This is a genomic window from Aristaeella lactis, from assembly GCF_018118585.1.
GTDB lineage: Bacteria > Bacillota > Clostridia > Christensenellales > Aristaeellaceae > Aristaeella > Aristaeella lactis.
Genome location: NZ_CP069421.1, coordinates 2,896,679 through 2,920,849 on the forward strand (window position 1 = coordinate 2,896,679; position 24,171 = coordinate 2,920,849).

The 24,171-nt window shown below is 56.9% G+C and carries 25 protein-coding genes; 19 read left to right on the plus strand and 6 right to left on the minus strand.

The window, feature by feature from the left end; genetic code table 11:
* Window positions 1–29 precede the first annotated feature (29 nt).
* Window positions 30–461 (plus strand): GtrA family protein, encoded by a 432-nt coding sequence (locus tag JYE50_RS13125; RefSeq protein ID WP_143763628.1) that lies wholly within the window; start codon window positions 30–32, stop codon window positions 459–461.
* A 64-nt stretch (window positions 462–525) separates the two neighbouring features.
* Here JYE50_RS13125 and JYE50_RS13130 read toward each other — a convergent pair whose 3' ends face one another.
* The 3 genes from JYE50_RS13130 to JYE50_RS13140 are packed head-to-tail and all read right to left on the minus strand — an operon-like array spanning window position 526 to window position 3,052.
* The gene (locus JYE50_RS13130; RefSeq protein ID WP_084096051.1) at window positions 526–885 is read right to left on the minus strand and encodes an ArsR/SmtB family transcription factor; all 360 of its coding nucleotides are present in this window, start codon (window positions 883–885) and stop codon (window positions 526–528) included.
* Between the two features lie 19 nt (window positions 886–904).
* Entirely contained in the window at window positions 905–2,791 is a 1,887-nt protein-coding gene (locus JYE50_RS13135) for a heavy metal translocating P-type ATPase (protein WP_084096052.1), read from the minus strand.
* A gap of 42 nt (window positions 2,792–2,833) precedes the next feature.
* On the minus strand, window positions 2,834–3,052 hold the full coding sequence (locus JYE50_RS13140) for a cation transporter (protein WP_084096053.1): 219 nt from the start codon (window positions 3,050–3,052) through the stop codon (window positions 2,834–2,836).
* Window positions 3,053–3,553: 501 nt separating this feature from the next.
* Here JYE50_RS13140 and JYE50_RS13145 point away from each other — a divergent pair.
* From JYE50_RS13145 to JYE50_RS13155, 3 genes are all read left to right on the plus strand, one after another.
* On the plus strand, window positions 3,554–4,387 hold the full coding sequence (locus tag JYE50_RS13145) for a MetQ/NlpA family ABC transporter substrate-binding protein (RefSeq protein ID WP_084096054.1): 834 nt from the start codon (window positions 3,554–3,556) through the stop codon (window positions 4,385–4,387).
* 128 nt (window positions 4,388–4,515) lie between these two features.
* A complete protein-coding gene (locus JYE50_RS13150) occupies window positions 4,516–5,544 on the plus strand; it encodes a methionine ABC transporter ATP-binding protein (RefSeq protein ID WP_084096055.1) in 1,029 nt (342 codons plus the stop codon).
* Entirely contained in the window at window positions 5,541–6,254 is a 714-nt protein-coding gene (locus tag JYE50_RS13155; protein WP_084096056.1) for a methionine ABC transporter permease, read from the plus strand. Before JYE50_RS13150 ends, JYE50_RS13155 begins: the two co-directional genes overlap by 4 nt.
* 66 nt (window positions 6,255–6,320) lie before the next feature.
* Here the strand turns inward: JYE50_RS13155 and JYE50_RS13160 are convergent, their stop codons facing one another.
* Complete coding sequence (locus tag JYE50_RS13160; protein ID WP_084096057.1) at window positions 6,321–7,340, minus strand: ketopantoate reductase family protein; 1,020 nt, start codon at window positions 7,338–7,340, stop codon at window positions 6,321–6,323.
* Window positions 7,341–7,588: 248 nt separating this feature from the next.
* On the opposite strand from JYE50_RS13160, the gene JYE50_RS13165 reads away from it, so the two are divergent.
* Genes JYE50_RS13165 through lepB form a run of 4 tightly spaced genes read left to right on the plus strand, consistent with a single transcriptional unit; the run spans window position 7,589 to window position 12,539 of the window.
* Window positions 7,589–9,859, plus strand: coding sequence for a DEAD/DEAH box helicase (locus JYE50_RS13165; protein WP_084096058.1), 2,271 nt, complete (start codon window positions 7,589–7,591; stop codon window positions 9,857–9,859).
* On the plus strand, window positions 9,856–11,001 hold the full coding sequence (locus JYE50_RS13170; RefSeq protein WP_084096059.1) for a ribonuclease H-like domain-containing protein: 1,146 nt from the start codon (window positions 9,856–9,858) through the stop codon (window positions 10,999–11,001). The genes JYE50_RS13165 and JYE50_RS13170 overlap by 4 nt, the downstream gene beginning before the upstream one ends.
* Before the next feature lie 3 nt (window positions 11,002–11,004).
* On the plus strand, window positions 11,005–11,832 hold the full coding sequence (locus JYE50_RS13175) for a tetratricopeptide repeat protein (protein ID WP_084096060.1): 828 nt from the start codon (window positions 11,005–11,007) through the stop codon (window positions 11,830–11,832).
* Window positions 11,833–11,834: 2 nt separating this feature from the next.
* On the plus strand, window positions 11,835–12,539 hold the full coding sequence (lepB, locus tag JYE50_RS13180; RefSeq protein WP_084096061.1) for a signal peptidase I: 705 nt from the start codon (window positions 11,835–11,837) through the stop codon (window positions 12,537–12,539).
* A 249-nt stretch (window positions 12,540–12,788) separates the two neighbouring features.
* Here the strand turns inward: lepB and JYE50_RS13185 are convergent, their stop codons facing one another.
* On the minus strand, window positions 12,789–13,922 hold the full coding sequence (locus JYE50_RS13185) for a zinc ribbon domain-containing protein (protein ID WP_084096062.1): 1,134 nt from the start codon (window positions 13,920–13,922) through the stop codon (window positions 12,789–12,791).
* A 212-nt stretch (window positions 13,923–14,134) separates the two neighbouring features.
* Here JYE50_RS13185 and JYE50_RS13190 point away from each other — a divergent pair, with 212 nt between their 5' ends.
* The 10 genes from JYE50_RS13190 (at window position 14,135) to JYE50_RS13235 (ending at window position 22,347) form a co-directional block, all read left to right on the plus strand.
* The gene (locus JYE50_RS13190; protein WP_084096063.1) at window positions 14,135–14,566 is read left to right on the plus strand and encodes an ATP synthase subunit I; all 432 of its coding nucleotides are present in this window, start codon (window positions 14,135–14,137) and stop codon (window positions 14,564–14,566) included.
* Window positions 14,559–15,476, plus strand: coding sequence for a F0F1 ATP synthase subunit A (locus JYE50_RS13195; RefSeq protein WP_283399215.1), 918 nt, complete (start codon window positions 14,559–14,561; stop codon window positions 15,474–15,476). Before JYE50_RS13190 ends, JYE50_RS13195 begins: the two co-directional genes overlap by 8 nt.
* A 45-nt stretch (window positions 15,477–15,521) precedes the next feature.
* Window positions 15,522–15,806 carry an ATP synthase F0 subunit C gene (gene atpE / locus JYE50_RS13200; RefSeq protein ID WP_084096064.1) on the plus strand — a complete coding sequence of 95 codons (285 nt, stop codon included), beginning with the start codon at window positions 15,522–15,524 and terminating at the stop codon, window positions 15,804–15,806.
* A 98-nt stretch (window positions 15,807–15,904) separates the two neighbouring features.
* Window positions 15,905–16,399 (plus strand): F0F1 ATP synthase subunit B, encoded by a 495-nt coding sequence (gene atpF / locus JYE50_RS13205; protein ID WP_084096065.1) that lies wholly within the window; start codon window positions 15,905–15,907, stop codon window positions 16,397–16,399.
* A gap of 22 nt (window positions 16,400–16,421) precedes the next feature.
* The gene (atpH, locus tag JYE50_RS13210; RefSeq protein WP_084096066.1) at window positions 16,422–16,952 is read left to right on the plus strand and encodes an ATP synthase F1 subunit delta; all 531 of its coding nucleotides are present in this window, start codon (window positions 16,422–16,424) and stop codon (window positions 16,950–16,952) included.
* Complete coding sequence (atpA, locus tag JYE50_RS13215; RefSeq protein WP_084096067.1) at window positions 16,949–18,442, plus strand: F0F1 ATP synthase subunit alpha; 1,494 nt, start codon at window positions 16,949–16,951, stop codon at window positions 18,440–18,442. The genes atpH and atpA overlap by 4 nt, the downstream gene beginning before the upstream one ends.
* Before the next feature lie 3 nt (window positions 18,443–18,445).
* Window positions 18,446–19,255, plus strand: coding sequence for an ATP synthase F1 subunit gamma (gene atpG, locus JYE50_RS13220; RefSeq protein ID WP_084096068.1), 810 nt, complete (start codon window positions 18,446–18,448; stop codon window positions 19,253–19,255).
* Between the two features lie 106 nt (window positions 19,256–19,361).
* On the plus strand, window positions 19,362–20,765 hold the full coding sequence (gene atpD, locus JYE50_RS13225; RefSeq protein ID WP_084096069.1) for a F0F1 ATP synthase subunit beta: 1,404 nt from the start codon (window positions 19,362–19,364) through the stop codon (window positions 20,763–20,765).
* On the plus strand, window positions 20,762–21,025 hold the full coding sequence (locus tag JYE50_RS13230; RefSeq protein WP_084096070.1) for a FoF1 ATP synthase subunit delta/epsilon: 264 nt from the start codon (window positions 20,762–20,764) through the stop codon (window positions 21,023–21,025). The genes atpD and JYE50_RS13230 overlap by 4 nt, the downstream gene beginning before the upstream one ends.
* A gap of 62 nt (window positions 21,026–21,087) precedes the next feature.
* Entirely contained in the window at window positions 21,088–22,347 is a 1,260-nt protein-coding gene (locus JYE50_RS13235) for a M18 family aminopeptidase (RefSeq protein ID WP_084096071.1), read from the plus strand.
* A 94-nt stretch (window positions 22,348–22,441) separates the two neighbouring features.
* Here JYE50_RS13235 and JYE50_RS13240 read toward each other — a convergent pair whose 3' ends face one another.
* A complete protein-coding gene (locus JYE50_RS13240; RefSeq protein WP_084096072.1) occupies window positions 22,442–23,362 on the minus strand; it encodes a carbohydrate kinase family protein in 921 nt (306 codons plus the stop codon).
* A gap of 195 nt (window positions 23,363–23,557) precedes the next feature.
* Between JYE50_RS13240 and JYE50_RS13245 the strand changes: the two genes are divergently transcribed.
* Entirely contained in the window at window positions 23,558–24,112 is a 555-nt protein-coding gene (locus tag JYE50_RS13245; RefSeq protein ID WP_179138347.1) for a 5-formyltetrahydrofolate cyclo-ligase, read from the plus strand.
* Window positions 24,113–24,171: the final 59 nt, after the last annotated feature.

Sequence of the window (24,171 nt, forward strand, 5' to 3'; positions counted from 1 at the left end):
CAAACGGATCGGATAAAGGAGAGAAAACCATGGACCGGACCGAACTGAAACGCACCATCAAGTTTGTGCTGTTCTCCATTTCCGCGGGCGTGATAGAATTCGGGACATTCACCCTGCTCGACAGCGTGACGGAATGGAGTTACTGGGCATGCTACCTGCCCGCGCTGATCCTGTCTGTACTTTGGAATTTTACGCTGAACCGGGAATTCACCTTCCGCTCAGCCAACAATATCCCTGTCGCCATGATGAAGGTGGCCGCCTATTACGCGGTATTCACACCGGTTACAACGATCCTGGGCAATTACCTGGCAGAGACCTGCGGATGGAACGAATATGTTGTTACGATCCTGAATATGGTGCTGAATTTTGTGACCGAATACCTGTATGACCGGTTTGTGGTGTTCGGAAAGAGCATTGATACAAACAGCCGGGCACAGGCGGACAAACAGGAAAACGAATAATCTTCGGCTGAAGATATAAAAAAGGATCAGGACAAACTGTCCCGATCCTTTTTTTCGTATGAAGTTATTCCGGGCAGGCGATCTCGGCCACATGCTCAATGACGTGGTGCAGGGCCGATGCCTGTTCATTGTCCGCGGCACGGTAATAGACTTCCTTGCCCTCCCGGCGGCTGACGATGAGCCCGCAGGCTTTCAGCAGCTTCAGGTGGTGGGAAAGGGCAGGGCTGGACATGTTCATCATCACAGAGAGGTTCAGCACGCACTCTTCGCAGTGGCACAAAAGCCAGAAGAGCCGGACCCGGGTCGGATCGCCCAGGAGCTTGAACAGTTCCGCTGTGGCTCCGAAAGCTTCCGGGGCAGGCATATGGTCAAACTGCTGTTCCATGGCGGAATGATGGTCGTGTGGCAGTTTTATGTTTTCCATTCTGCGTTCCCTCCCTTTATTACAGTTTCCGGACAAACAGGGCCCGGATGGCGTTGAGCACGGCGAGGATCATGACGCCCACATCGGCAAAGACTGCCAGCCACATGTTGGCAATGCCCAGCGCGCCGAGCACGAGACATGCGAGCTTGATCCCAAGGGCGAAGATGATGTTTTCCCGCACAATGCCCATGCATTTGCGGGCGATGCGGATGGCTTTGGAAACCTTCAGGGGATCATCGTCCATCAGGACCACGTCCGCGGCCTCGATGGCGGCATCCGATCCCATGGCGCCCATGGCGATGCCCAGATCCGCGCGGCTGAGCACCGGCGCGTCGTTAATCCCGTCGCCCACAAAAGCCAGGGTTTCCTTCGGCTTCTTCTGGCTGAGGAGTTCCTCCACTTTTTCAACCTTGTCTGCCGGCAGCAGCTCGCTGTGAACCCGGTCGATCCCCAGGGCTTCCGCAACCTGGGCTGCGGCGGAGGGTCCGTCGCCGGTCAGCATGACCGTGGACCGGACGCCCGCTGCCTTCAGGGCGGCGATGGCTTCCGCGGCATCGGGTTTGATCACATCGGAAATGACGATATGGCCCGCGTATTCATGTCCGATTGCCATATGGACGATAGTGCCGGCACTGTGGCATTCGATGGGGATGATGCCCAGGCGGTTCATGAGACGGCTGTTTCCGGCGGCTACCTGTTTTCCGTCAATCTCCACAATGACACCGTTGCCGCCGATCTCCTCGACTTTTCCGACGCGGGAAAGATCGATGGGTTTGCCCCAGGCTTTGCGGATGCTGACGGCTATGGGGTGGGAGGAGGCACTTTCGGCCAGGGCGGCGTATTCCAGCATGGTTTCCCGGTCCAGCTCGCTGTGATGGATATCCACCACATCGAAGACACCCATGGTCAGGGTACCGGTTTTGTCAAACACAACCGTACCGGTATCCGCCAGCGCCTCCAGGTAGTTGGAACCCTTGATGAGGATGCCGGCCTTGCCCGCACCGCCGATACCTGCGAAGAAGCTGAGCGGGATACTGATGACCAGCGCGCAGGGGCAGCTGATGACCAGGAAGGTGAGGGCCCGGTAAATCCAGTCACCCCAGTCGGCAGGCTGGCCGATGATCAGGCGGACCAGCGGGGGCAGGAGCGCCAGCGCGACGGCGCTGAAGACCACTACGGGCGTATAGTACCGGGCAAAACGGGCAATGAAGTTTTCGGAGCGGGACTTGCGGGAGGAGGCGTTTTCCACCAGGTCCAGCACTTTGCTGACGGTGGATTCGCCGAAAACCTTTGTGGTCCGGACGGTCAGCAAACCGCTCATGTTGATGCAGCCGCTGATAACCTCGTCTCCCTTTTTCACATCCCGGGGAATGCTTTCACCGGTCAGGGCACTGGTGTTCAGGCTGGATTCCCCGTCTTCCACAATGCCGTCGATCGGGATCTTCTCACCGGGCTTTACGGTAATGACGGTGCCGATTTCCACTTCATCCGGATCCACACGCACCAGTTCCCCGTCCTGCTCCACATTGGCGTAGTCCGGACGGATATCCATCAGTTCACTGATGTTCCGGCGGCTTTTGCCGACGGCGTAACTCTGGAACAGTTCGCCGATCTGGTAGAACAGCATGACGGCAACTGCCTCGTCGTAGTCCCCGGTTTTCAGGAGACCGATGGCCAGGGCACCGAGGGTGGCAACCGCCATCAGGAAGTTTTCATCAAACACCTGGCGGTTCAGGATGCCTTTCCACGCTTTCCGCAGGATGTCATGCCCGATAATGAGGTAGGGAACCAGCCAAAGCAGGAACATCGGGAATCCGGAAAGGGGCAGCGGAACAAACCGCAGGATCAGCACCAGGGCCGCGGCAACCAGGATCCGGATCAGCATTTTCTTCTGCTTCTTTGTCATAAGCCCGCTCCTTTGCCCGGACGGTCTACCGGGCGGTATTGATTAAAGGTAGATCTCGCAGTCCTCTTCCACCTTTTTGCAGGCGGAAAGCACATCCTTCATGACGGCGGCGGGATCGGTTCCTTCATTAAAATCAACAATCATTTTCTGGGTCATGAAATTGACGGTGACTTCCTTCACGCCGGCGGTGTTCCGGGCGGCGTCTTCCATCTTATTGGCGCAGTTCGCGCAATCCACTTCGATCTTGTAGGTCTTCTTCATTGAAACAGCACCTCTCTTTCATTACGATTAAACAATCGTTTAATCGTTTAACTGAATATTACCAGAAGAAAAAGAGAATGTCAACCGGATGACGGAAACAGGTTAAAAATGGGCAAGGGAAACAAAAATCCCCACAAAAACGCATAATAAATGGCGACATGTGGCATGGACGTGACACAATTCAGCAGCAAATTGCCACTGAAAGCACACATTATTACACTTAGTCCCCACTTTACAGAACAACAGACAGGAGGAACAACGGATTGTATACAGTATGAATAATAGATTCAGTCTATAATACCTTATTGTTTTCAGGTATTGGACAGGGAAAAAAGCGGCGGCTATAATACGTACCATCAACGAACGAAGGAGGGAGACGCCATGAAGGGGAAAACAACCTGGCGGGACGATCGAATGTGCCGATGTTGCGTAAACCGAATGCGTCGTCCCATATGAAACTGAAATAAAACTTTGTTTTGTAAATATGAAAGGAGTATTCCCATGAAAAAGATTATCGCTCTGCTGGCTGCCCTGGTTCTGACCCTGTCCCTGACCGCCGCTTTCGCGGACGGTATCAAGATCGCTGTTCCCAATGACGCCACCAACGAAGGCCGCGCTCTGCTGCTGCTCCAGGCCTACGGACTGCTGAAGGTTGATGAGGCCGCCGGTATTACCGCGACGGTTAAGGATATCACCGAGAATCCCCTGAACATTGAGTTCGTTGAAGTGGAAGCCGCGCTGGTTCCCAACGCCCTGCCGGATGTGGACTACGCCATCATCAACGGCAACTACGCGCTGGCCGCTGAACTGCCTGCCGCCCTGCTGTACGAAAATGCTGAATCCCCCTACGTGAACGTGATCAGCGTGAACGAAGCGGACAAGGACAGCGACAAAGCCAAGGCCCTGGCTGCCGCGGCGCTGAGCCAGAAGGTTGTGGACTACTTCGCCAGCTATGAAGGACAGGCCATCTCCGTGGTCGAGAATCCCACCGACGGTTATGACGCCACCGTGGATTACGATGCCCTGAACGGCGAGACCATCAAGGTGGTTGCCACGCTGGATCCCCACTCCTTCGTGCTGGAGATCGTCAAGGATATCCTGGCTGAAAAGGGAATCAACCTGGAAGTGACCGTTGTGGATGACTATGTGACTCCCAACACCGCCGTGAACGACGGAGACGCCTTCGCGAACTTCTTCGCCCACCAGCCCTATCAGGATGACTTCAATGCCAACAACGGCACCAACCTGGTGACCATTGCCGGTGTGCATGTTGAGCCCATGGGCCTCTACGCCGGACAGCAGGCTGACCTGGCCGCGCTGGGACTGGCTGAATAATCTTCAGACACTGAAGACAAAGGCATCCGGGAAATCCCCGGATGCCTTTTCCATCGGAAAAGGGGATTGCGCTTTGAAGCGGTTTCTTACTATAATAGGTTGTATTTCGGGAAGACGGAGGCTTTGACATGATTGAGCTGAAGAATCTGTCCAAGCAGTTTGAGACGGCAGACGGGTCGGTGGACGCGCTGCGTCATATCAACCTGACCATCCGGGACGGGGATATTTACGGGATCATAGGCATGAGCGGCGCGGGCAAGAGTACCCTGGTGCGCTGTATCAACATGCTGGAGAGGCCCACGGAAGGTTCGGTGCTGGTAAACGGCAAGGATATCGGCGCGCTGAAACAGAAGGAACTGCGCGCTATGCGCCGGAAGATCACCATGATCTTCCAGGGTTTCAACCTGCTGATGCAGCGGACCTGCCTGAAGAACGTGACGCTTCCCCTGCGGCTCAGCGGAATTGATCGGAAGACGGCTGAAGCCAAAGCCCGTGAACTGCTGGCGCTTGTTGATCTTCCGGACAAGGCCAACAGCTATCCGGCCCAGCTGTCCGGCGGCCAGCAGCAGCGTGTGGCGATCGCCCGCGCGCTGGCAACAGAACCGGATGTGCTTCTGTGCGATGAGGCTACTTCCGCGCTGGACCCGAAAACAACGCATTCCATCCTGGAACTGATCCGGGATATCAATAAAAAACTGGGGATCACCGTGATCGTGATCACCCACCAGATGAGCGTGGTTCAGGAAGTCTGCAACCGAGTGGCCATTCTGGAAAACGGTGAAGTGGTGGAAGAAGGCGGCGTAGCCGAGGTCTTCTCGAACCCCCGTGCCAACGCGACCCGGAACCTGATCTATCCGGAAAGCGCGGACGGCGGTTCCGTTTTCCCGGAGGGCGGCCAGCGGGTCCGTGTGATTTTCAACGGCGCTGTGGCATCCCGGGAGCCCCTGATCGCAAAGATGGCTGTGGACTGCGGGATCATGGCAAGTATCCTGGGTGCGTCCACCCGTTCCGTGGGAGACCGGGCCTACGGCTATATGCTGCTGGATATTCCCGGCTCACCGGAAAACCTGGCGAAGGCAGTTTCCTACCTGAGCGCCACACCGGATATTACCGTACAGGTTGAGGCGGAATACGCCGCTAAGGAGGTGGAAGCATGAATAACTTTGCCAATGCTTTTACCCCGGAACGCCTGCAGGAAGCCTGGGAATGCCTGCAGAACGAATTCCCCTTTGCCATCTGGGAGACTCTTTATTCCACTTTACTGGCTACCCTGTTCGCTGTGATCATCGGCCTGCCCCTGGGCGTGCTGCTTGTGACAGGCGAGAAAAAGGGCATCCGGCCCCTGCCGTCTTCCCTGATGGGTTTCCTGAACGTGCTGATCAACCTGCTCCGTTCCATTCCGTTCATCATCCTGATGGTGATGATTATTCCACTGACAAGGCTGATCGTTGGTACCTCCCTGGGAACAGTGGCCTCCATTGTTCCGCTGACTATCGCGGCATTTCCGTTCATCGCCCGGCTGGTGGAAAGCAGCCTGCGGGAAGTGAACCCGAATATCATCGAAACAGCCCAGTCCATGGGCGCGTCTCCGATGCAGATCGTGCTGCATGTGATGCTGCCGGAAAGCGTTCCGAGCCTGGTGACCAACATTACGCTGGCGATCACGACCATCATGGGATATACTGCCATGTCCGGCGCGGTCGGCGGCGGCGGCCTGGGTAAGCTGGCGCTGGCTTACGGTTACCAGCGGTACCGCTACGCGGTGCTGTACCTGGCGGTGATTGTGCTGGTGGTGATTACCCAGATCATCCAGTCCTTCGGCACCTGGCTGGCGGCAAAACTGGACAAGCGGCTGAAGAACAAATAACAAAAGAACAACAAAACCGGCAGGCGGATGCCTGCCGGTTTTTTGTGTCTTTCGGATTCTGGTGGATCAGGGATTCGGGCAGAGTTCCAGCTCCTTCAGGTTTTCCCTGGAGGGCTTTCTTTTTCCTTCCTGGATCTCATGGATGATCTTCACGATCCGGTCATTGAGCGGGGTGGGGATGCCTTCCCGTGCGCCTCTCTCACAGACTACGCCGTTGATGGCGTCGATCTCACAGGGCTTATGCTTTTTCAGGTCCTGCAGCATGGAGGGCTCGATGGCGGCGTGCTTTTTCATGGCGATGGGCATGATCAGCTTCGCGATCGCTTTCTTTACCGGATTGGACCAGTAGAAGAGACTGACCAGGTCCTTGCCCTGCACGGGGGCGAAGGTAACGCCGGCGGCACGGCCCACGTCAATGACTTCCTTCATACAGGAAGCGGCGAGGTTGCGGGCCTCCGGATCATGCGCCACATCCCCGAAGGTACCGCCCATGACGGTGCCGAGACCGGAAAAGGTGGCGTTGATCAGCAGTTTGGACCAGCGGGCTCCGGGCAAGTTGTTTTCAATGACCACGGGACACATTTTTTCCAGAAGTTCCTTGACTTCTTCGATCTTGTTTTCTGAGATACCGGGCATGGAGCCCATATGGAAGGAAAGGCTGTCCGGATCGGAGGTCAGGACGCTCTTTCCGGGAGCTGTCATGGTGGCACCCCATTCGACCGTGACGCCGATGGTATGTTCCGGTCCGATGATCTCCGCGACGCTGTCCTCCGGAATGCCGTTCTGGAGGGTTACGATCACGCCGTCCTCGGCCAGGTAGTTTTTCAGGAAGGAAACGGTTTCCCGGTTGTTCAGCTGTTTGGTCATCAGGAAAATAATATCATAGCGGCCAGTCATATCCTCAGGAAGAAGGGCGCTGACCGGAACGGTCATCTCCACGGTTCCGGAGATATGGGCTCCGCTTTTTTTCAGGGCATCCACATGGGCATGGTTCCGGTTGATCAGGTCGATCTGAACCCCTTCGCGGGACAGGTAGGCACCCATCACCGTTCCCAGGGAACCGGCTCCGTAAATAGCACTGCGCATAGGTTTTCTGTTCACTCCTTACCTGCGTGTTTTTTGCACGCACGGGTGCCATTATAGCACAAAACAGGAGCCGGGCAAGAACGAAAAATGTTTTGTATTTGTCACTGTCAAAACAGCCCGGTGCCCCTGACGGCTGCGGATCAAAGATTCAGACAAATCCGTTTGTTCGCCTTGCAATGGCCGGGGGATGATTTTATAATGAAGGAAATCAAAAGGAAGAAAAAGCGAAGGAAAAGGGGGCCGGGAAGATGAACGTCGCGCAGCTTGCGGAACAGCTCAGACGGGACAATTTTTTCATGAAGGACGTTACCCGGTGGGAGGTCATTCCTGCCCGTCCGGCGCAGACAGTTCCCTTTCCGGACAGCCTGGATCCCCGGCTGATCCCTGTGCTTGCTGAGCGGGGGATCCACAGCCTCTACACCCACCAGGCGAAGAGCCTGGAAGCCATTGCCCGCGGGGAAGACGTGACCGTGGTCACGCCCACCGCCTCCGGCAAAACCATGTGCTACAACCTGCCGGTGCTTTCCGCCATCCTGCAGAATGAAGATACCCGCGCGCTTTACCTTTTCCCGACCAAAGCCCTTTCCGCCGACCAGGTCAGCGAACTGTATGACATGATCGAGGGAATGGGTGTCGATATCAAAACCTACACTTACGACGGGGACACCCCCGCCGCTGCCCGCCGGGCTGTGCGGCAGGCCGGCCACATTGTGGTCACCAATCCGGATATGCTGCATTCCGGCATCCTGCCCCATCACACCAAGTGGGTTAAGCTGTTTGAAAACCTGCGCTATATCGTGATCGACGAGATCCATACCTACCGCGGTGTTTTCGGCAGCAACCTGGCCAATGTGCTCCGCCGCCTGATGCGCCTGTGTGAATTCTACGGCAGCCATCCCCAGTTTATCCTGTGCAGCGCTACCATCGCCAATCCGCAGGAGCTGGCTGAAACGCTGATCGGCCGGCATGTTACGCTGGTGGACGAGAACGGCGCGCCGATGGGAGAGCGGCATTTCGTGTTCTACAATCCCCCGGTGGTGAACCGCCAGCTGGGGATCCGCGAAGGCGCGGTCCCGGTGACCCGGTCCATCAGCGGCATGCTGCTGAAGAACGGGATCCAGGCCATCACCTTTGCCCGGTCCAGGCTGACCGTGGAGGTCCTGACCAGATACCTGAAGGACATGGTGCGGGATCCGCTGGGCAATGCGGGTAGGGTCCGGGGCTACAGGGGCGGCTATCTGCCCGGGGAACGCCGGGAAATTGAACGGGGACTGCGGAACGGCCAGGTGGACGCGGTGGTTTCCACCAACGCGCTGGAGCTGGGAATCGATATCGGCGCACTGGATGCCTGCGTGATGTGCGGTTATCCCGGAACGATCGCCAGCGCCTGGCAGCAGGCGGGACGCGCCGGACGCCGGAAGGGTACCAGCATTGTGTTTTTCATCGCCTCTTCCGCGGCGATCGACCAGTATATCGTGAACCATCCGGATTACCTGCTGACAAAGAGCCCGGAGAATGCCCTGCTGAATCCGGATAACCTGTATATTCTGCTGAGCCACTTCAAGTGCGCCGCCTTTGAGCTGCCCTTTGCGGACGGGGACAAGTTCGGCAACACATCCTCCACCCAGGAGCTGCTGGACTTCCTGGATGAACAGGGGATTGTTCACCATGTGGAGGGCAAATACCACTGGTCCGCGGAGGATTTCCCGGCCAGCGAGATCTCCCTGCGCTCCGCGGCGGCGGAAAACTTCATTATCGTTGATATCACGGATCCCGCACACCACCGGGTGGTGGGCGAGATGGACCGGTTTACCGCGCCTATGCTCCTGCATGAAAACGCCATTTACATGCATGAAGGCCGCCAGTTCCAGGTGGAAAAGCTGGACTTTGACGCCTGCAAGGCTTTCATCCGCAGCGTGGATGTGGGATATTACACAGACGCGGACCTGAACATCAACCTGAGCCTGCTGGACATTGAAAAGGAAGAGCAGACCCCGCAGGGCGGCATCGCCGGGCTGGGCGAGATCAAAGTCACGGCCCTGGTGACCATGTTCAAGAAGATCAAATTCGACACCCATGAAACCCTGGGCTTCGGTCATGTGCAGCTTCCGGAAACGGATATGCATACCACCTCCATGTGGTGGACGCTGCCCGAAAAGCTGGCGGCGAAGTTCTCCAGCGACCAGCTGAAGAACGGTATGATGGGCATTGCCAACCTGCTGCGCATCGTGTGCCCGCTGTACCTGATGTGCGCGCCGCAGGATATTGCCGTGGTCTACCAGGTCAAGAGCCCGATCACCAACGAGCCTACCATCCTGCTGTATGACAACACACCCGGCGGCATCGGCCTGAGCCATAAGGCTTATGGCATGAAGGAACTGCTCCTGTCCAAGGCGCTGCAGGTGGCGGAAGACTGCCACTGCTCCTATGGATGCCCCTCCTGTGTGGGACCGGTGGGTGAGATCGGGGAGGACGGCAAGCGTACGGCGATCCGCCTGCTGAAGGAGCTGACAAAATGAACCTCCGGGATAAGCTGAGGGCAGTTGGCGGAACCGGGACAAACCGTCCGGGGGACCGCCCGGAGCAGGAGACACGGGACTGCCGCCATTTTGCTGTATACCGGCCGCCGGAGGAGTTCCCCGGTGCCCTGGAGCTGACAAGGGATACCCTTTCCCTGATGAGTGAAAAAGAAATGCCGGAGGTGTTTGATCCCCGGCGAATCCTGTATATGGATACGGAAACCACCGGCCTCGGCGGAAGCGGCACGGTGGCTTTTCTGGTTGGCCTGGGCTGGCTGACGGACAACGGGTTTGAGGTGCATCAGTTCCTGATGCGGGATTACCCGGAGGAACCTTACCTGCTGAAGCATGTGGCAGCCGGCCTGGACCGGTTTGACGTGCTGTGTACCTTTAACGGAACGACTTTTGACGTGCCGCTGCTGGAAAGCCGGTTCCTGATGAACCGGATGGACCGGTCCTGCCTGGACCTGCCACACCTGGACCTGCTGCATATGTGCCGCCGCCTCTGGAAGCTCCGGCTGGGCCGGTGCAACCTGGGCCGGCTGGAGGAAGTGATCCTTGGCAAACCGCGGACGGATGACATTCCCGGAAGTGAAGTACCCCAGCGGTACTTTACCTATCTGAAAACAAAACAGCTTTCCCTGCTGGATGATATCCTGAAGCATAATGCGCAGGATATTGCCAGCCTGTGCGTACTGCTGAACCATATGGCGGATCTGTATGAGCATCCGGAAAAGATCCGGTTCAGCGAGGACGTCTATTCCATGGGACGGGCGCTGGAGAGGGTGAACCAGACCGAACACGCACGGAGGTGCTACCGGCTGGCAGGCCGGGGAAGGATGGGAGACCTTGCTTCTTCGGCACTGGCGGTCAGCTACCGGCGGAGCGGACAGCGGGAGGAAGCCGCGGAGATCTGGCGCGGAATGATCCGGGAAGGCCGGGGTGGAGTGGACCCTTATGTGGAACTGGCCAAGTATGAAGAGCATATCCGCCGTGACATCCCGGAAGCACTCCGCCTGACAGAACAGGCGATCATCCGCCTCAGCGAACCCGGATTCGGCGGGGACGATGCTGTACAAGAGCTTAAAAATGAGTTACAATACCGCTGGCAAAGACTGAAACGGAAACTGAAGGAGCAATAAAACATGGGTTTTCTTACAACGATCAAAGCCGCAAGGGCATACAGGCTTCAGCAGAAAGGACAGAAGGATGAAGCGAAAAAACTGTATGAAGAGGCTTTTGCAGAAGGGCTGAACGATCCCCGGTACAACCTGGCATATGCCCTGATGATCATCCGGAACGGTGAATACCAGAAGGCAAAGGAATTCCTGGTGAAACACCAGAAGGCGCCGGGTATGACCCAGAGCCAGCGGGTAACGCTGCTGGTGGATTACGCGGCATGCTGCTTCCGGCTGGGAAACCTGGACAAGGGAATCGATACCCTGGAACAGCAGTTCCGTAAGACCGAGACCAGCCTGCTGTACCAGACGCTCGGTTACCTGTACGTGGAAAAATACGCGGCTGAAAACAAGCCGGATTTTGAACAGCAGGCGGAAGCCGTTGAGGAACCTGCCGCACAGGAAACTGAAAACGGGGAAGGAACCGAAAGCGAGAAGAAGCTTTCTCCGCAGGAAGAGTGGGAAGCCGGCCTGGCAAAGGCGGAGGAATTCCTGAACAAGTCCCTGGAATATGATGATGAGGATCCGATCTGCCTGGACAATATGGGTCAGTTTGTGTACCGTGTAAAGGAAGACAAAGCCGGTGCGAAAACGTGGTTCGAAAAAGCGATCGCCATCAAGGACAGCCAGATCGACACCCTGTATTTCCTGAGCCGGTATGACCTGGAGAACGGCGATAAGGAAGCGGCACTGGAAAAGCTGGAAAAGGCGGCTGCCGGCCGTTTCTCCCCGCTGAACTACTGCAATAAGGAAACCGTTGAAAAAGAAATAGCCACACTGAAGGGAGCAAACTGACCATGAGCGAGATCAAGCAGGCCGCTGAAAAAACAGCTGAGGAGACCATTCAGAAAAAAGGAAAGAAACAGAAGGAAAAGAAGACAGTGGGACAGGAAATTCTCAGCTGGATACTGACCATCCTGGTCGCGGTTGTCGCCGCGCTGGTGATCCGCTCCGTGATCTTTGAGCCCGTACGCGTTGACGGAACGTCCATGGATGACACCCTGGCGGACGGGGAAATCATGTTTGTTTCCAAGTTTGATTATTCCAGCACCTGGTTCTGCCTTCCCTGGCAGGATGAAAAGACCAAGGAAAACGCTCCCCGGATCACCATCGGCGGAGATCCGAAACGGTTTGACGTGGTGATCTGCCGGTATCCCGGACGGGGAGACACCAACTTTGTGAAGCGGGTGATCGGTCTTCCCGGAGATACGCTCCGGCTTGAGGACGGATACCTGTACATTAAGGAAAAGGGCCAGGAAGAAGAAGTTAAGTACGAAGAGCCCTACATCAGTGAAGCATACCGCGGAGGTTCCCTTAACAACTTCGGCCCTTTCACCGTGCCGGAGGGAGAGTTCTTCGTGATGGGTGACCACCGGAACAATTCCAACGACAGCCGCAGCGTTGGCCCGATCGAGCGGAGCATGATCGTCGGTCATGTCCGCCAGGTGGTTTACCCCTTTGGACAGTGGCGTACTGTCAAGAATGGTTTGGATGTCGAATAAATCAGGGAACGCATAGCGTTCCCTGTACCCGCAACCTCAGTCGGCGCGACTGTCCCCCGGACAGCTCGCTTGCTTCGGTTGACCTCAGCTCTGACGAGATTTCTGCCACCGGCAATCGTCAGAGCTTCGCCCCTTTGGACAGTGGCGCGCTGTCCAGAACGGTCTGGACGTCAAGGCGGACTGATCTTGCCTGATGATGCAAAAATCCCCGGAACAGAGTGTTCCGGGGATTTCATTATCTATCGGGAATTATTTGATACGGATCAGGTCCGCGATCTTGTTGCCCTTTTCATCTGAAATATAGGGTGCGGCGCCGGTGCGTTTGGCGGTGATGAACAGGTTGTCGTTGACATTGATGTTCATCCAGTCGCTTTCGGCAAGGCGGTAGGTTTCGGGAGCGCCTTTGTTTTTCCGGTGTTCAACGGTGAAAGTGTAAGCCTCGGTCCGCTGGCCTTCGCGCTCGTTTTCCCCGAGTTCCACCTCGGGCCAGAAGGTGTTGTGATCCTCGCCGGAGGCGGTCACGTCCCGGGACGGAGTCCAGCGCCAGATGTTGTAATAGTACTTTGTCTGGTAGCGGGGGATCTGCTGATAGACCGGCTGCTGGACGGTTTCAGTATAGTATTCGGTGGTGTAGACCGGACGCTCGTGAGGTACTTCGGTGAAGGTTCCGTTTCCGTTGTCCGTGTAAGTGTAATAGGTTTCATAGTGATCCACTACCTGGCGGGAACGCTGAACCTCAACGCTTTCGTAGTGAGACAGTACACTGTCATAGTGGTGCAGTTCGCTCCGCGCGTCAGTCTGTTCGGCACCGGCGGGCAGCTCCCAGCCGGACTCCTGATACATGCGGTTTTCTTCAATATTGATATTGCGGGCCCACTGCAGGCTGGTAACAGTCAGGTCTCCGGAGGTCTTGTTTCCGTTCAGCCACATGAAGAGGGCGATGATCGCCAGAAGGACAACCAGGAGAACCTTCATCGGGCTGCGGGACGGTTTCTGCTGTGAAGAGGAAACCTGCGGCTGGGCGGCGGTCTCAGCGGCTTCCCGCTCCTTTTTCTTCTGGAGCATCTCGAAATAGTTGGCTTCAGAATCAGCGCGGCTGGAACCGCAGTTGCTGCAGAATTCGGCGTTGTCGCTGTTCAGGGAGTTGCAGAAGGAACAGTACCAGTCCGGATTCTTGCTGACGTATTTCGCCTGCTCCTCATCCAGGTACTCCACATCGGACCGTTCGTTTTCCTCCCGGGTTTCGCCTTCGGTATACCCTTTCATATAGAACTGGACTTCCCCGCGGGCACGTCCGCAGGAGGGACAGTTTGTCACGTCTCCGCGGATCCCTTTGTTTCCGCAGACAGGACAGTCCCAGTATGCCATAACGAGCTTGGACATGTTTTGCGCTCCTTTATCAGACCCTGTACAGATGAAAAAATCCTGTATTCATTCCCTGTCATTGTACATTGGAAACGGGTTTTCCGTCAACGATTCTTTGTCCTGCAAGATTCATTTTTTCGTAACTTTTGAAGGGTTTGTCCATATTGCAAAAAACAATTTCATTTGATAGAATATTCGGTGGTTTGTTTATAATTTCGGAGGGGAGGCCGATGCCGGGCATGGATCCTGCTGTTAAAAAGGAAACCGGGTACATCGCCGTATGGGTGGTGCTGCTCAGCCTGGTCATGGAGGCCGTTTTTTTGCTTATCCGGAAATGGGATCTTTCGGTGCTTTTCGGCAACCTGGGCGGAGCGGTGATCGCGATCGGAAACTTTTTTCTGATGGCGGTTACGGTGAGCAAGGCGATTGAAAAGGGAAAACCGGAAGAGGCGGCCACACGGGTGAAGGCCACCGCAACGTTCCGGCTGGCAGGCTGCGCCCTGCTCTGCGTACTCCTCATTGCCGTTTTTAAAACCAATTTATACGCAACGGTGATCCCGCTGCTCTTTCCCCGGATCGGAATCGCTTTCCGGCCTTTGATCGACCGGAAACGCGGAGTGCAGCCGTCGGGGACGGAAGAAGGAAGTGATCTGATTGACTGAAGAAAGGGTGCCTGACGTTAAAAGCACCCGGTTCCGGATGATCGACTATGCCCTGATCGCGATGATGGTCCTGCCCATCCTGGCGTGTATTGTGCTGAAGGTGCTGTACACTCCGGCATCTGAAGGGGTGCATATCTCCGGCGCAATGGTATTCGCTGAGTTCGAAGCTCCGCTGATGAACGCGTATATCTCCGAAAGCCAGGTGAACAGCTGGGCGGTCATGATCTCCATTCTCGGCCTGTGCCTGTACCTGACACACGGGCTGACAACGAAGGCAGTGTGCAAACGCCAGCTGATCGCTGAATGGATCGTGGAGAAGTGCGAAAAGCTTGTCAAGGACAACATGGGCGGCTTTTTCGCGGAGTGGGGACCTTTCATCGCGGCCATCATGGGACTGAGCGCGTTCTCCTCGCTGATCTGCCTGCTGGGCCTGTTCAGCCCGACGGGAGACGTGAACGTCACATTCGGCTGGGCGATCCTGGTCTTTATCCTGATCATGCACTTCAAGTTCCGCGGCGGACTGTGGAATTACTTTATCGGGCTGTTCAAGCCCATTCCCGTGTTTGCTCCGATGAACCTGATCGGCGAATTCGCGACACCGGTGTCCATGGCTTTCCGTCATTACGGCAACATCCTGTCCGGCGCGGTTATTTCCGCCCTGATCGGATCGGCTCTGACGGGACTGAGCAATTCGCTGCTGGGCTGGCTGCCCGGCGTGCTGGGTGACATGCCGCTCCTGCGGGTAGGTCTCCCGGCGGTCCTGAGCATCTACTTCGACGTGTTCAGCGGATTGATGCAGGCTTTCATCTTCGCCATGCTGACCATGCTGAATATCTCCGGAGCGGTGCCGTGGGATGACTGGAACAAGAAACGTGAGCGCCGCGGGAAAAAGGCACTCGCACCGAACTAAAAAAGGAAATACAGCCTGAAGGCTGATAATACGGAGGAAAAAACAATGTTGGAACTTGCAATGGGTATCATGCTGGGACTTCTGGGACTGGGCGCCGGCTGCGCTATGATCGCCGGTATCGGACCTGGTATTGGTGAAGGTAACGCCGTGGCGAAGGCCTGTGAAGCGATCGGCCGTCAGCCGGAATGCAAGAGCGATGTCACCTCTACCATGATCATGGGCTGCGCTATCGCCGAAACCACCGGTCTTTACGGTCTGATCGTCGCTATCCTGCTGATCTTCGTGGCCCCCGGCATCTTCACCGGCATCCTGAAGGAAGCCATTAAGTAATTTAGAATTAAGAATTCAGAATTCAGAATTATCCGCTGCGGCGGGGAGATCCACGATCGGAAGCAGGATGATTTCATGAATGAACTGAGAGGGAAAACATGCAGTTTTTAGATGTTATTTCCGTCAACATCTGGGCGATCCTGGCTTCGCTGGCGAATCTGCTCGTGCTGACGTGGATCATCAAGCGGTTCCTCTTTAAGCCGGTTAAGAAGATGCTGGACGCACGGCGCCAGACCATCGATGATTACTATGCCCAGGCCCAGGCGGCCCGGGATGAGGCTGAAGAGAACCGGCTGAATTATGAAGCCGCTATGGCCGCGGCAAAGCAGACGGGCGATCAGATCATTGCTGACGCAAGCCGTACCGCGGAATACCGTCACAATGAGATTGTGGCGGAAGCCCGTGAAAAAGCTTCTGAGATCCGCCGCCAGGCGGAGGCGGATGCCCTGCTGGAACGCAAGAAGGCAGAGGACGAGATGAAGCACGAGATTGCCAACGTGTCCGCGCAGCTGACCGGAAAACTGCTGCAGCGTGAGATCAACGAGGAGGATCATCGCAACCTGATCGATTCCTTCCTGAACGATCTGGACTGACCGGCAGTACGGGGGACAGATAATGACAACGACGAGTAGGGAATATGCTGAGGCGCTGTTTGAGCTGGCGGTTCAGGGCAATGAGACGAAGGAAACGTCCGAAGGCCTGGAAACGGTTGTCAGCGCGCTCCTGCAGACCCCGGATTACCGGGCGATGCTGGCGAGCCCCGCTATCAGCAAGGAAGAGCGGCTGAACGCACTGGACAGCGCTTTCCGCGGGAAGATCCCGGATATCCTGCTGGCCATTCTGCGCATGATGATCTCCAGGGGTCATGTTTCGGCGCTGAACGGCATGGCAAGGGATTATGAGGAACTTGCCAGGGGATACCGCGGTGAGTCCGTGGCTGTTGTGACGTCCGCCGTGCCGCTGAAAGAGGCGGAGACGGTGGCGCTCCGCGCGAAGCTCGAGAAGAAACTGTCAAAGACAGTGATCATGCAGTTCCGGGTTGATCCGGAGCTGATCGGTGGTATTCGCGTGGAAGTGGACGGCCGGGTTATTGACGGCAGTATCCGGAATAAGCTTGATGAGATCAAGGAAGTGATGAACGCATGAGCTCCAAGGCGGGAGAAATCAGCAGTATCATAAAAGAACAAATTAAACAGTACGAAACCAAAATTGAAATGAAGGAGAACGGAACGGTCATCACCGTCGGCGATGGTATCGCTACGGTGTACGGCCTCCGTTCCTGCATGGCCAACGAACTGCTGCGGTTTGAGGACGGCAGCTTTGGCGTGGCCCAGAACCTGGAGGAGGAGACGGTTTCCGTCGCTATCCTGTCCGACAAGGACACCATCCAGGAAGGCAGCTCCGTGTTCCGCACCGGTGAAGCCCTCTCCGTTCCGGTAGGTGAAGACCTGCTGGGCCGCGTGGTGAACGCCCTGGGCGCTCCCATTGACGGCAAGGGCCCGGTGGAAACCAAGGAGACCCGTCCTGTGGAAGCGATCGCCCTGGGCATCATCCAGCGCCAGAGCGTCAGTGTTCCGCTGCAGACCGGTATCAAGGCTATCGACAGTATGATCCCGATTGGCCGCGGCCAGCGCGAACTGATCATCGGTGACCGCCAGACCGGTAAGACCACGATCGCGATCGATACGATCATCAACCAGAAGGATACAGGCGTGCTCTGTATCTACGTGGCCATCGGCCAGAAGCGCTCCAGCGTGGTGCAGATCGCCCAGGAACTGGAGAAGGCCGGCGCCCTGCCTTACACGATCATCGTCAGCGCGTCCGCGGCTGAAAGCGCTCCGCTACAGTACATCGCTCCCTATGCCGGCTGCGCCATGGCGGAGTATTTCCGGGAAAAGGGACAGGATGTCCTGATCGTTTACGATGATCTTTCCAAGCACGCGGTGGCCTACCGTGCCCTGAGCCTGCTGATCCGCCGGCCTCCGGGACGTGAAGCTTACCCCGGCGACGTTTTCTACCTGCATTCCCGCCTGCTTGAGCGCGCGGTGTGCGTGGCGCCGGAATACGGCGGAGGTTCCATCACCGCCCTGCCGATCATTGAAACCCAGGCGGGTGACGTTTCCGCCTACATCCCGACCAACGTGATTTCCATCACGGACGGCCAGATCTTCCTGGAAACCGAACTGTTCCACAGCGGTATCCGTCCGGCTATCAACCCCGGTATCTCCGTCAGCCGTGTCGGCGGCGCTGCCCAGATCAAAGGCATGAAGAAGGTTGCCGGTGAACTGAAACTGCTGTACGCCCAGTACCGCGAACTGCAGGCATTTGCCCAGTTCGGCAGCGACCTGGACGCGGACACCAAGTCCCGTCTGGCCCTGGGCGAACGCATCGTGGAAGTGCTGAAGCAGAAGCGCTCCGCTCCTGTGGACGTCGGCTGCCAGGTGGCGATCGTTTACGCTGTTATCAACGGCTACCTCAATGACGTGGAGCCGAAGGACGTGGCGGCGTACGAGCAGAAACTGTATGAATATCTCCAGTCCCGCTACAGCAGCCTGCTGGAACGCATTGAGCTGGGCAAGTGGGATAACGAAGAAATCGAAGAGATGAAGCAGGCCCTGGCAGGCTTCAGGGGGTAACGGATGGGCGCTGATATTAAATCATTGCGGAGCCGCATCCGCAGCGTGGACTCCACCCTGCACCTGACCAAGGCGATGGGCCTGGTGGCGGCTTCCAAGATCCGCCGTGCCACGCGGACCATGAGCCAGAGCAGGGAATACGCTTCCGCGATGGATGACGTGGTTTCCGTGCTGAGCTCATCGCCGGAATGCGCGCGGACGCCGTATATGCAGCCCAAGGGCGAAGGCACGCGGCTGATCGTGATCGCCGGTGACCGGGGCCTTGCGGGCGGCTATAACGCCAACGTGTTCCGCCTGGCATCAACGGTGGAAAACGCGGAAGTCATTCCGATTGGCAAGCGGGCGTGCGAACGCTGGGGCAAGCCGGTGATTTCCTCGGAAAAGTATCCGGCAACAGAAGCCGCCAAGCTGGCTGAAGAGCTGTGCCGGGACTTCCAGGATGGCAAATTCGGCAAACTGGGAATCCTGTACACCCGTTACCGCTCCATGATGAGCCAGGAGGCAACCCTGCTGTGGGTGCTGCCGCTGGAGAAGAAGGAGAAGGAAACAGAGACCGCTGAGGCGGCGCCGGTTTTCGAGCCGAACGAGCAGACCGTGCTGAATGCCGCGGTGCCTACCTACATCAGCGGCCTGCTGACGGCCTGCATCCGCGAAAGCTACGCCTGTGAAGTGGCGGCACGCCGTATGGCCATGGATTCCGCCGGCAAGAATGCCCAGGAAATGATCGACAAGCTGCAGCTGCAGTACAACCGGGCACGCCAGAACTCCATTACCCAGGAGATCACAGAGATCGTGGCCGGATCGGGAATGTAAAAATCAATGCAGAATGCAGAATGCAGAATTAATACTGAAGCCGGAGAAAAAGCCTCCGCTTCGGTCAGAAGTATAATCGGAACTAGTCAGGAAGGAGATTACGACTTTGGATAAGGTGAACACGGGAGTCGTAGCGCAGGTCATGGGACCTGTGGTGGACGTTCATTTTTCGGAAGGAAACCTGCCCGCCATCTATAACGCCCTGACCCTGCCGATCGGCGATCATACGCTGACGGTTGAGGTTGCGCAGCATATCGGCGACAATACGGTCCGCTGCATCGCGATGGGCTCCACAGACGGCCTGCAGCGCGGTGTGACCGTGACCGATACCGGCAAGGGTATTTCCGTGCCGGTTGGCCGCGAAACACTGGGCAGAATCTTCAACGTTCTGGGAGACGTAGTGGACGACGGTCCGCAGGTTGAGGCAAAGGAGCACTGGGATATTCATCGCCCGGCACCTTCCTTTGAGGAACTGTCCACATCCACTGAAATCCTGGAAACAGGCATTAAGGTTATCGACCTGATCTGCCCCTATGCCAAGGGCGGTAAGATCGGTATGTTCGGCGGCGCCGGCGTGGGCAAGACGGTTATGATCATGGAACTGATCAACAACATTGCCAAGCAGCACGGCGGCCTGTCCGTTTTCACCGGTGTTGGTGAGCGTACCCGTGAAGGTAATGACCTTTACTATGAAATGAAAGAGAGCGGCGTTCTGGAGAAGACCGCGCTGGTCTACGGCCAGATGAACGAACCGCCGGGAGCCCGTATGCGCGTCGGCCTTTCCGGCCTGACCATGGCGGAATATTTCCGTGACCAGGAGAACCAGGACGTTCTGCTGTTCATCGATAACATCTTCCGTTTCACCCAGGCGGGTTCCGAGGTTTCCGCCCTGCTGGGCCGCGTGCCTTCCGCTGTTGGTTACCAGCCGACCCTGGCCACGGAGATGGGCCTGCTCCAGGAGCGCATCACCTCCACCCACAAGGGATCCATCACGTCTGTCCAGGCCGTTTACGTTCCCGCGGACGACCTGACTGACCCGGCTCCCGCCACGACCTTTGCCCACCTGGACGCGACAACGGTTCTTTCCCGTTCCATCGCCAGCCAGGGTATCTATCCCGCCGTGGACCCGCTGGATTCCACCAGCCGTATCCTGAGCCCGGATGTGCTGGGTGAAGAGCATTACAGGATCGCCCGTGAAGTGCAGCGGATCCTGCAGCGCTACAATGAACTGATGGACATCATCGCCATCATGGGTATGGACGAACTGGCGGAAGATGACAAGCTGCTGGTGACCCGCGCCCGTAAGATCCAGCGCTTCCTGTCCCAGCCCTTCCACGTCAGTGAGAAGTTCACCGGTCTTCCCGGTGTGTATGTCCCGCTGAGTGAAACCCTGCGCGGCTTCCGTGAAATCATCGAGGGCAAACATGATGACCTGCCGGAAAGCGCCTTCCTCTTTGTCGGCACGATTGACGAAGCGGTTGAAAAGGCGAAGAAAGGCGGCAAAGCGTGAAAACCTTCCCATTGATCATTTCCTCCCCGGACGGAGATCTGTTCCGCGGGGATGCCGGAATGCTGATCCTGCGCGGCACCGAGGGTGACCTGGCTATCATGGCCGGCCACGTGCCGTTTGTTACGGCTGTGGTGCGGAGTAACTGCGTTGTGATCACTGATACGGATGAGCGGAAGGAAGGCGTCATTGAAAGCGGCCTGCTGACAGTGGACGCTGACAAGACGACTGTGCTGACATCGGCGCTGACCTGGAACAAGTAATCTTCCGGCGGACGGGTTTCCCGTCCGCCTTCTCATTCTTATGGAAACAGGAGGGAAAAGATATGGATCGCCTGGAGCAATTTCTGAATTTCGCGGAGCAGTCCCCCACTGCCTTCCACGCCGCGGCAGGCTTTCGGGAAATGCTGCGGGAAGCAGGCTTTTCGGAGCTGAAGGAGACTGATCCCTGGCTGGTGGACGCGGGCGGAAAGTACTTTGTTGTAAGGAATGATTCCGCTGTCATTGCGTTCGAGGTTCCGGAAACCGGTTTTTCCTCCTTCCGGATCGTCGCGGCCCATGGAGATTCTCCCGCCTTTAAGCTGAAGGAGCATTTTGAAGATGCCGGAGAACACTATGTGCGGCTGAATGTGGAGAAATACGGCGGAATGATCATGTCCACCTGGATGGACAGGCCGCTTTCGATTGCCGGACGGCTGGCAGTCCGGGAAGGGGATGGCGTGGGGATCCGCCTGGTGAACCTGGACCGGGACGCGGTTCTGATCCCGAACCAGCCGATCCATTTCAACCGGGATATCAATGACGGATTTAAGTATGATCCCCAGACAGACCTGCTTCCCCTGTACGGAGACCAGGACGCGAAGGGCGGCCTGATGGACGAGATCGCGGAAGCGGCCGGTGTCCGCAGGGAGGATATCCTCAGCCATGACCTGTTCCTGTACAGCCGGGAACGGGCCAGCGTATGGGGAGCCGGGGACGCGTTCTTCTCCTGCGGAAGGATCGATGACCTGGAATGCGCCTGGGCAGGTATGGCTGCCCTGGCGGAAAGCAGCGCCCGGGAAGCGGTGAACGTCTGCGCGGTGTTCGACAATGAAGAGGTGGGATCCTCCACCCGCCAGGGAGCGGATTCCTCATTCCTCTATGACACGCTGACGCGGCTCGGCTTTGCGCTGGGCGCTTCCGACGGAGAGATCCGTGCGGCTGTTGCCGGAAGCTTCATGGTTTCTGCGGACAACGCGCACGCGGTACATCCGAACCATCCCGAAAAGTTCGACAAACAGAACCGGACCTATATGAACCGGGGCGTGGTGATCAAGCATAATGCCAACCAGAAGTACACCACGGACGCGGTTTCCTCCGCCCGGTTCACGCTGATCTGTGAACGGGCAGGGGTGCCGGTGCAGCATTTTGTGAACCGGTCCGACCTGCCGGGCGGTTCCACCCTGGGGAATATCTCCAATACCCATGTTTCCATGGATACGGTGGATATCGGCCTGGCACAGCTGGCCATGCATTCGCTATATGAGACGGCAGGTACGAAAGACCTTGAGTACCTGATCTCAGCACTGAAAGAGATGTGGAACTGATACAAAAAGCGTAATGCCTTAGGGCATTACGCTTTTTACTTAAAACTTAAAACTGAAAACTGAAAAATTAATAATGTTATAGTGTTTTGGGCCATTACGGAGTCAGACCGAATTCGGAGGGGAGGAAATGGGGACAGGTGTTCTCCAGGGAACAGATAACGGAGGAGGCAAGCCGGACGCCGATGCAGCAGGCCTCTGAAAGACTCTTTCCGTAGGTCAGGCCGGCGGCGACCCCGGCAAAGAAGGCATCCCCGGCTCCTGTGGTATCCGCGACGGGGACCTGCTGCGCGGCGCAGGTGCCGTACAGGCCGCGGCTGTCTGCCCAGATGGCGCCGTCTCCGCCGAGGGTTACAACCATGGACGGGATGTTGGCGTCGATCACCCGCTCAGAAAGCTGCCGGGCCAGCGAGTCCGGGGAATCGCCGCTGAACTCCGCGGAGAAGAGGACGCCGGCCTCCTGGCGATTGCAGATAAAGCAGTCTGTCTGCTGCAGGTAAGCGCGGCGGTCCAGCGCGATGTTGATATTGGACACTGCCGCGTAGATCTTTTTGTTGTATTTGCATTTCAGCCTGTAGATCTCTTCCATCAGGGATTCATCGAGATCCAGTTCGAGCAGGATACTGTCCGCTGCGGAAAAAAGGGAGTTGCCTTCCGCCTGGAGGAGGCACAGCAGGGGGGACAGGTCCGGCCGGTGGGAAATGGATGCGCAGACATCGTTGTTATTGTCGAACACGGCGAGCCAGGTGCCCATTCCGTCCGGTACCTTCTGGATCATGCGGGTATCCACACCGTGCTCCCGGAGACGAAGCAGCACATCCTCCCCGGTTCCGTTGGGATCCACCAGGGAGATGAGCACCGGATCCAGCTCCATATTGCCCAGGTCCTCAGCTATGTTCCGGCTGACACCGCCGTGGACATAGCGAACCTTTCCGGCGTTCCGGCCGCCGGGAATGTAGGTACGGGACGGATATCCCTTGATATCCACAAAGACGCAACCGATGACCACGATGCTCATAGGCTTACTCCTTCAAAAGGTCCGCGGGTTTTGCCGGGCATTATTGTTCGTTTTTTCTTATTTTATCATATAAATCGGATGAAAAACAACCGGAAAACAGCATAAACGAAAACTGTATGATACAATACAAAGTTGCGGGAGTAAGGAAAACAGGCGATACCCGCTGCGCCGACTGTGATGCGGAGGAGAAGTGCGGTGTATAACGGAGCAAGGACGGAGAAACAGCGGATCCGGCAGGAAATCCGGATGATCTCCAAAGGTCTGTCTCCGGAATACCGGCAGGAAGCCAGCCGGGAGATTACCCTGAAGGTTCTGAATCTTCCTTCCTGGAAAAAGGCGAAGACGGTAATGGCTTTCCGGAGCATGCCGGAGGAACCGGATACGCAGGCTTTGCTGGAAACCGCATTGAGGGAAGGGAAAACGCTGCTTTTGCCCCGCTGCCTGGATGGCCAAAGGATGGCGGCACTGCCGGTAAAAGATCTGGCAGAACTCCGGCCCGGCCGGATGGGGATCCAGGAACCGCCTGTGCCGGAAGAGGGGACGGAGCTTCCCGAACCGGATCTGGTCCTGGTACCATGTATGGCAGCTGCGCCAAACGGGATCCGCCTGGGTCATGGCGCCGGATACTATGACCGCTTTCTGGAGAAGCATCCCGTCCAAACGGTTTGTCTCTGCTTCCGGGCCCTGCTGCGAAGTGATCTTCCGGCGGAGGAGACGGATATTCCTGTTGACTTTGTGATCTCCGACTGAGAAACCGCGGGGATTGACGAAGGTTTTTTCCTGAGGTAAACTTCATTCAATCGTTCTAT

Excerpts from the sequence above, each read along its gene's own strand:
- JYE50_RS13125 (WP_143763628.1), top strand. The coding sequence starts at position 30 with ATGGACCGGACCGAACTGAAACGCACCATCAAGTTTGTGCTGTTCTCC.
- JYE50_RS13130 (WP_084096051.1), bottom strand. The coding sequence starts at position 885 with ATGGAAAACATAAAACTGCCACACGACCATCATTCCGCCATGGAACAG.
- JYE50_RS13135 (WP_084096052.1), bottom strand. The coding sequence starts at position 2,791 with ATGACAAAGAAGCAGAAGAAAATGCTGATCCGGATCCTGGTTGCCGCG.
- JYE50_RS13140 (WP_084096053.1), bottom strand. The coding sequence starts at position 3,052 with ATGAAGAAGACCTACAAGATCGAAGTGGATTGCGCGAACTGCGCCAAT.
- JYE50_RS13145 (WP_084096054.1), top strand. The coding sequence starts at position 3,554 with ATGAAAAAGATTATCGCTCTGCTGGCTGCCCTGGTTCTGACCCTGTCC.
- JYE50_RS13150 (WP_084096055.1), top strand. The coding sequence starts at position 4,516 with ATGATTGAGCTGAAGAATCTGTCCAAGCAGTTTGAGACGGCAGACGGG.
- JYE50_RS13155 (WP_084096056.1), top strand. The coding sequence starts at position 5,541 with ATGAATAACTTTGCCAATGCTTTTACCCCGGAACGCCTGCAGGAAGCC.
- JYE50_RS13160 (WP_084096057.1), bottom strand. The coding sequence starts at position 7,340 with ATGCGCAGTGCTATTTACGGAGCCGGTTCCCTGGGAACGGTGATGGGT.
- JYE50_RS13165 (WP_084096058.1), top strand. The coding sequence starts at position 7,589 with ATGAACGTCGCGCAGCTTGCGGAACAGCTCAGACGGGACAATTTTTTC.
- JYE50_RS13170 (WP_084096059.1), top strand. The coding sequence starts at position 9,856 with ATGAACCTCCGGGATAAGCTGAGGGCAGTTGGCGGAACCGGGACAAAC.
- JYE50_RS13175 (WP_084096060.1), top strand. The coding sequence starts at position 11,005 with ATGGGTTTTCTTACAACGATCAAAGCCGCAAGGGCATACAGGCTTCAG.
- lepB (WP_084096061.1), top strand. The coding sequence starts at position 11,835 with ATGAGCGAGATCAAGCAGGCCGCTGAAAAAACAGCTGAGGAGACCATT.
- JYE50_RS13185 (WP_084096062.1), bottom strand. The coding sequence starts at position 13,922 with ATGTCCAAGCTCGTTATGGCATACTGGGACTGTCCTGTCTGCGGAAAC.
- JYE50_RS13190 (WP_084096063.1), top strand. The coding sequence starts at position 14,135 with ATGCCGGGCATGGATCCTGCTGTTAAAAAGGAAACCGGGTACATCGCC.
- atpE (WP_084096064.1), top strand. The coding sequence starts at position 15,522 with ATGTTGGAACTTGCAATGGGTATCATGCTGGGACTTCTGGGACTGGGC.
- atpF (WP_084096065.1), top strand. The coding sequence starts at position 15,905 with ATGCAGTTTTTAGATGTTATTTCCGTCAACATCTGGGCGATCCTGGCT.
- atpH (WP_084096066.1), top strand. The coding sequence starts at position 16,422 with ATGACAACGACGAGTAGGGAATATGCTGAGGCGCTGTTTGAGCTGGCG.
- atpA (WP_084096067.1), top strand. The coding sequence starts at position 16,949 with ATGAGCTCCAAGGCGGGAGAAATCAGCAGTATCATAAAAGAACAAATT.
- atpG (WP_084096068.1), top strand. The coding sequence starts at position 18,446 with ATGGGCGCTGATATTAAATCATTGCGGAGCCGCATCCGCAGCGTGGAC.
- JYE50_RS13235 (WP_084096071.1), top strand. The coding sequence starts at position 21,088 with ATGGATCGCCTGGAGCAATTTCTGAATTTCGCGGAGCAGTCCCCCACT.
- JYE50_RS13240 (WP_084096072.1), bottom strand. The coding sequence starts at position 23,362 with ATGAGCATCGTGGTCATCGGTTGCGTCTTTGTGGATATCAAGGGATAT.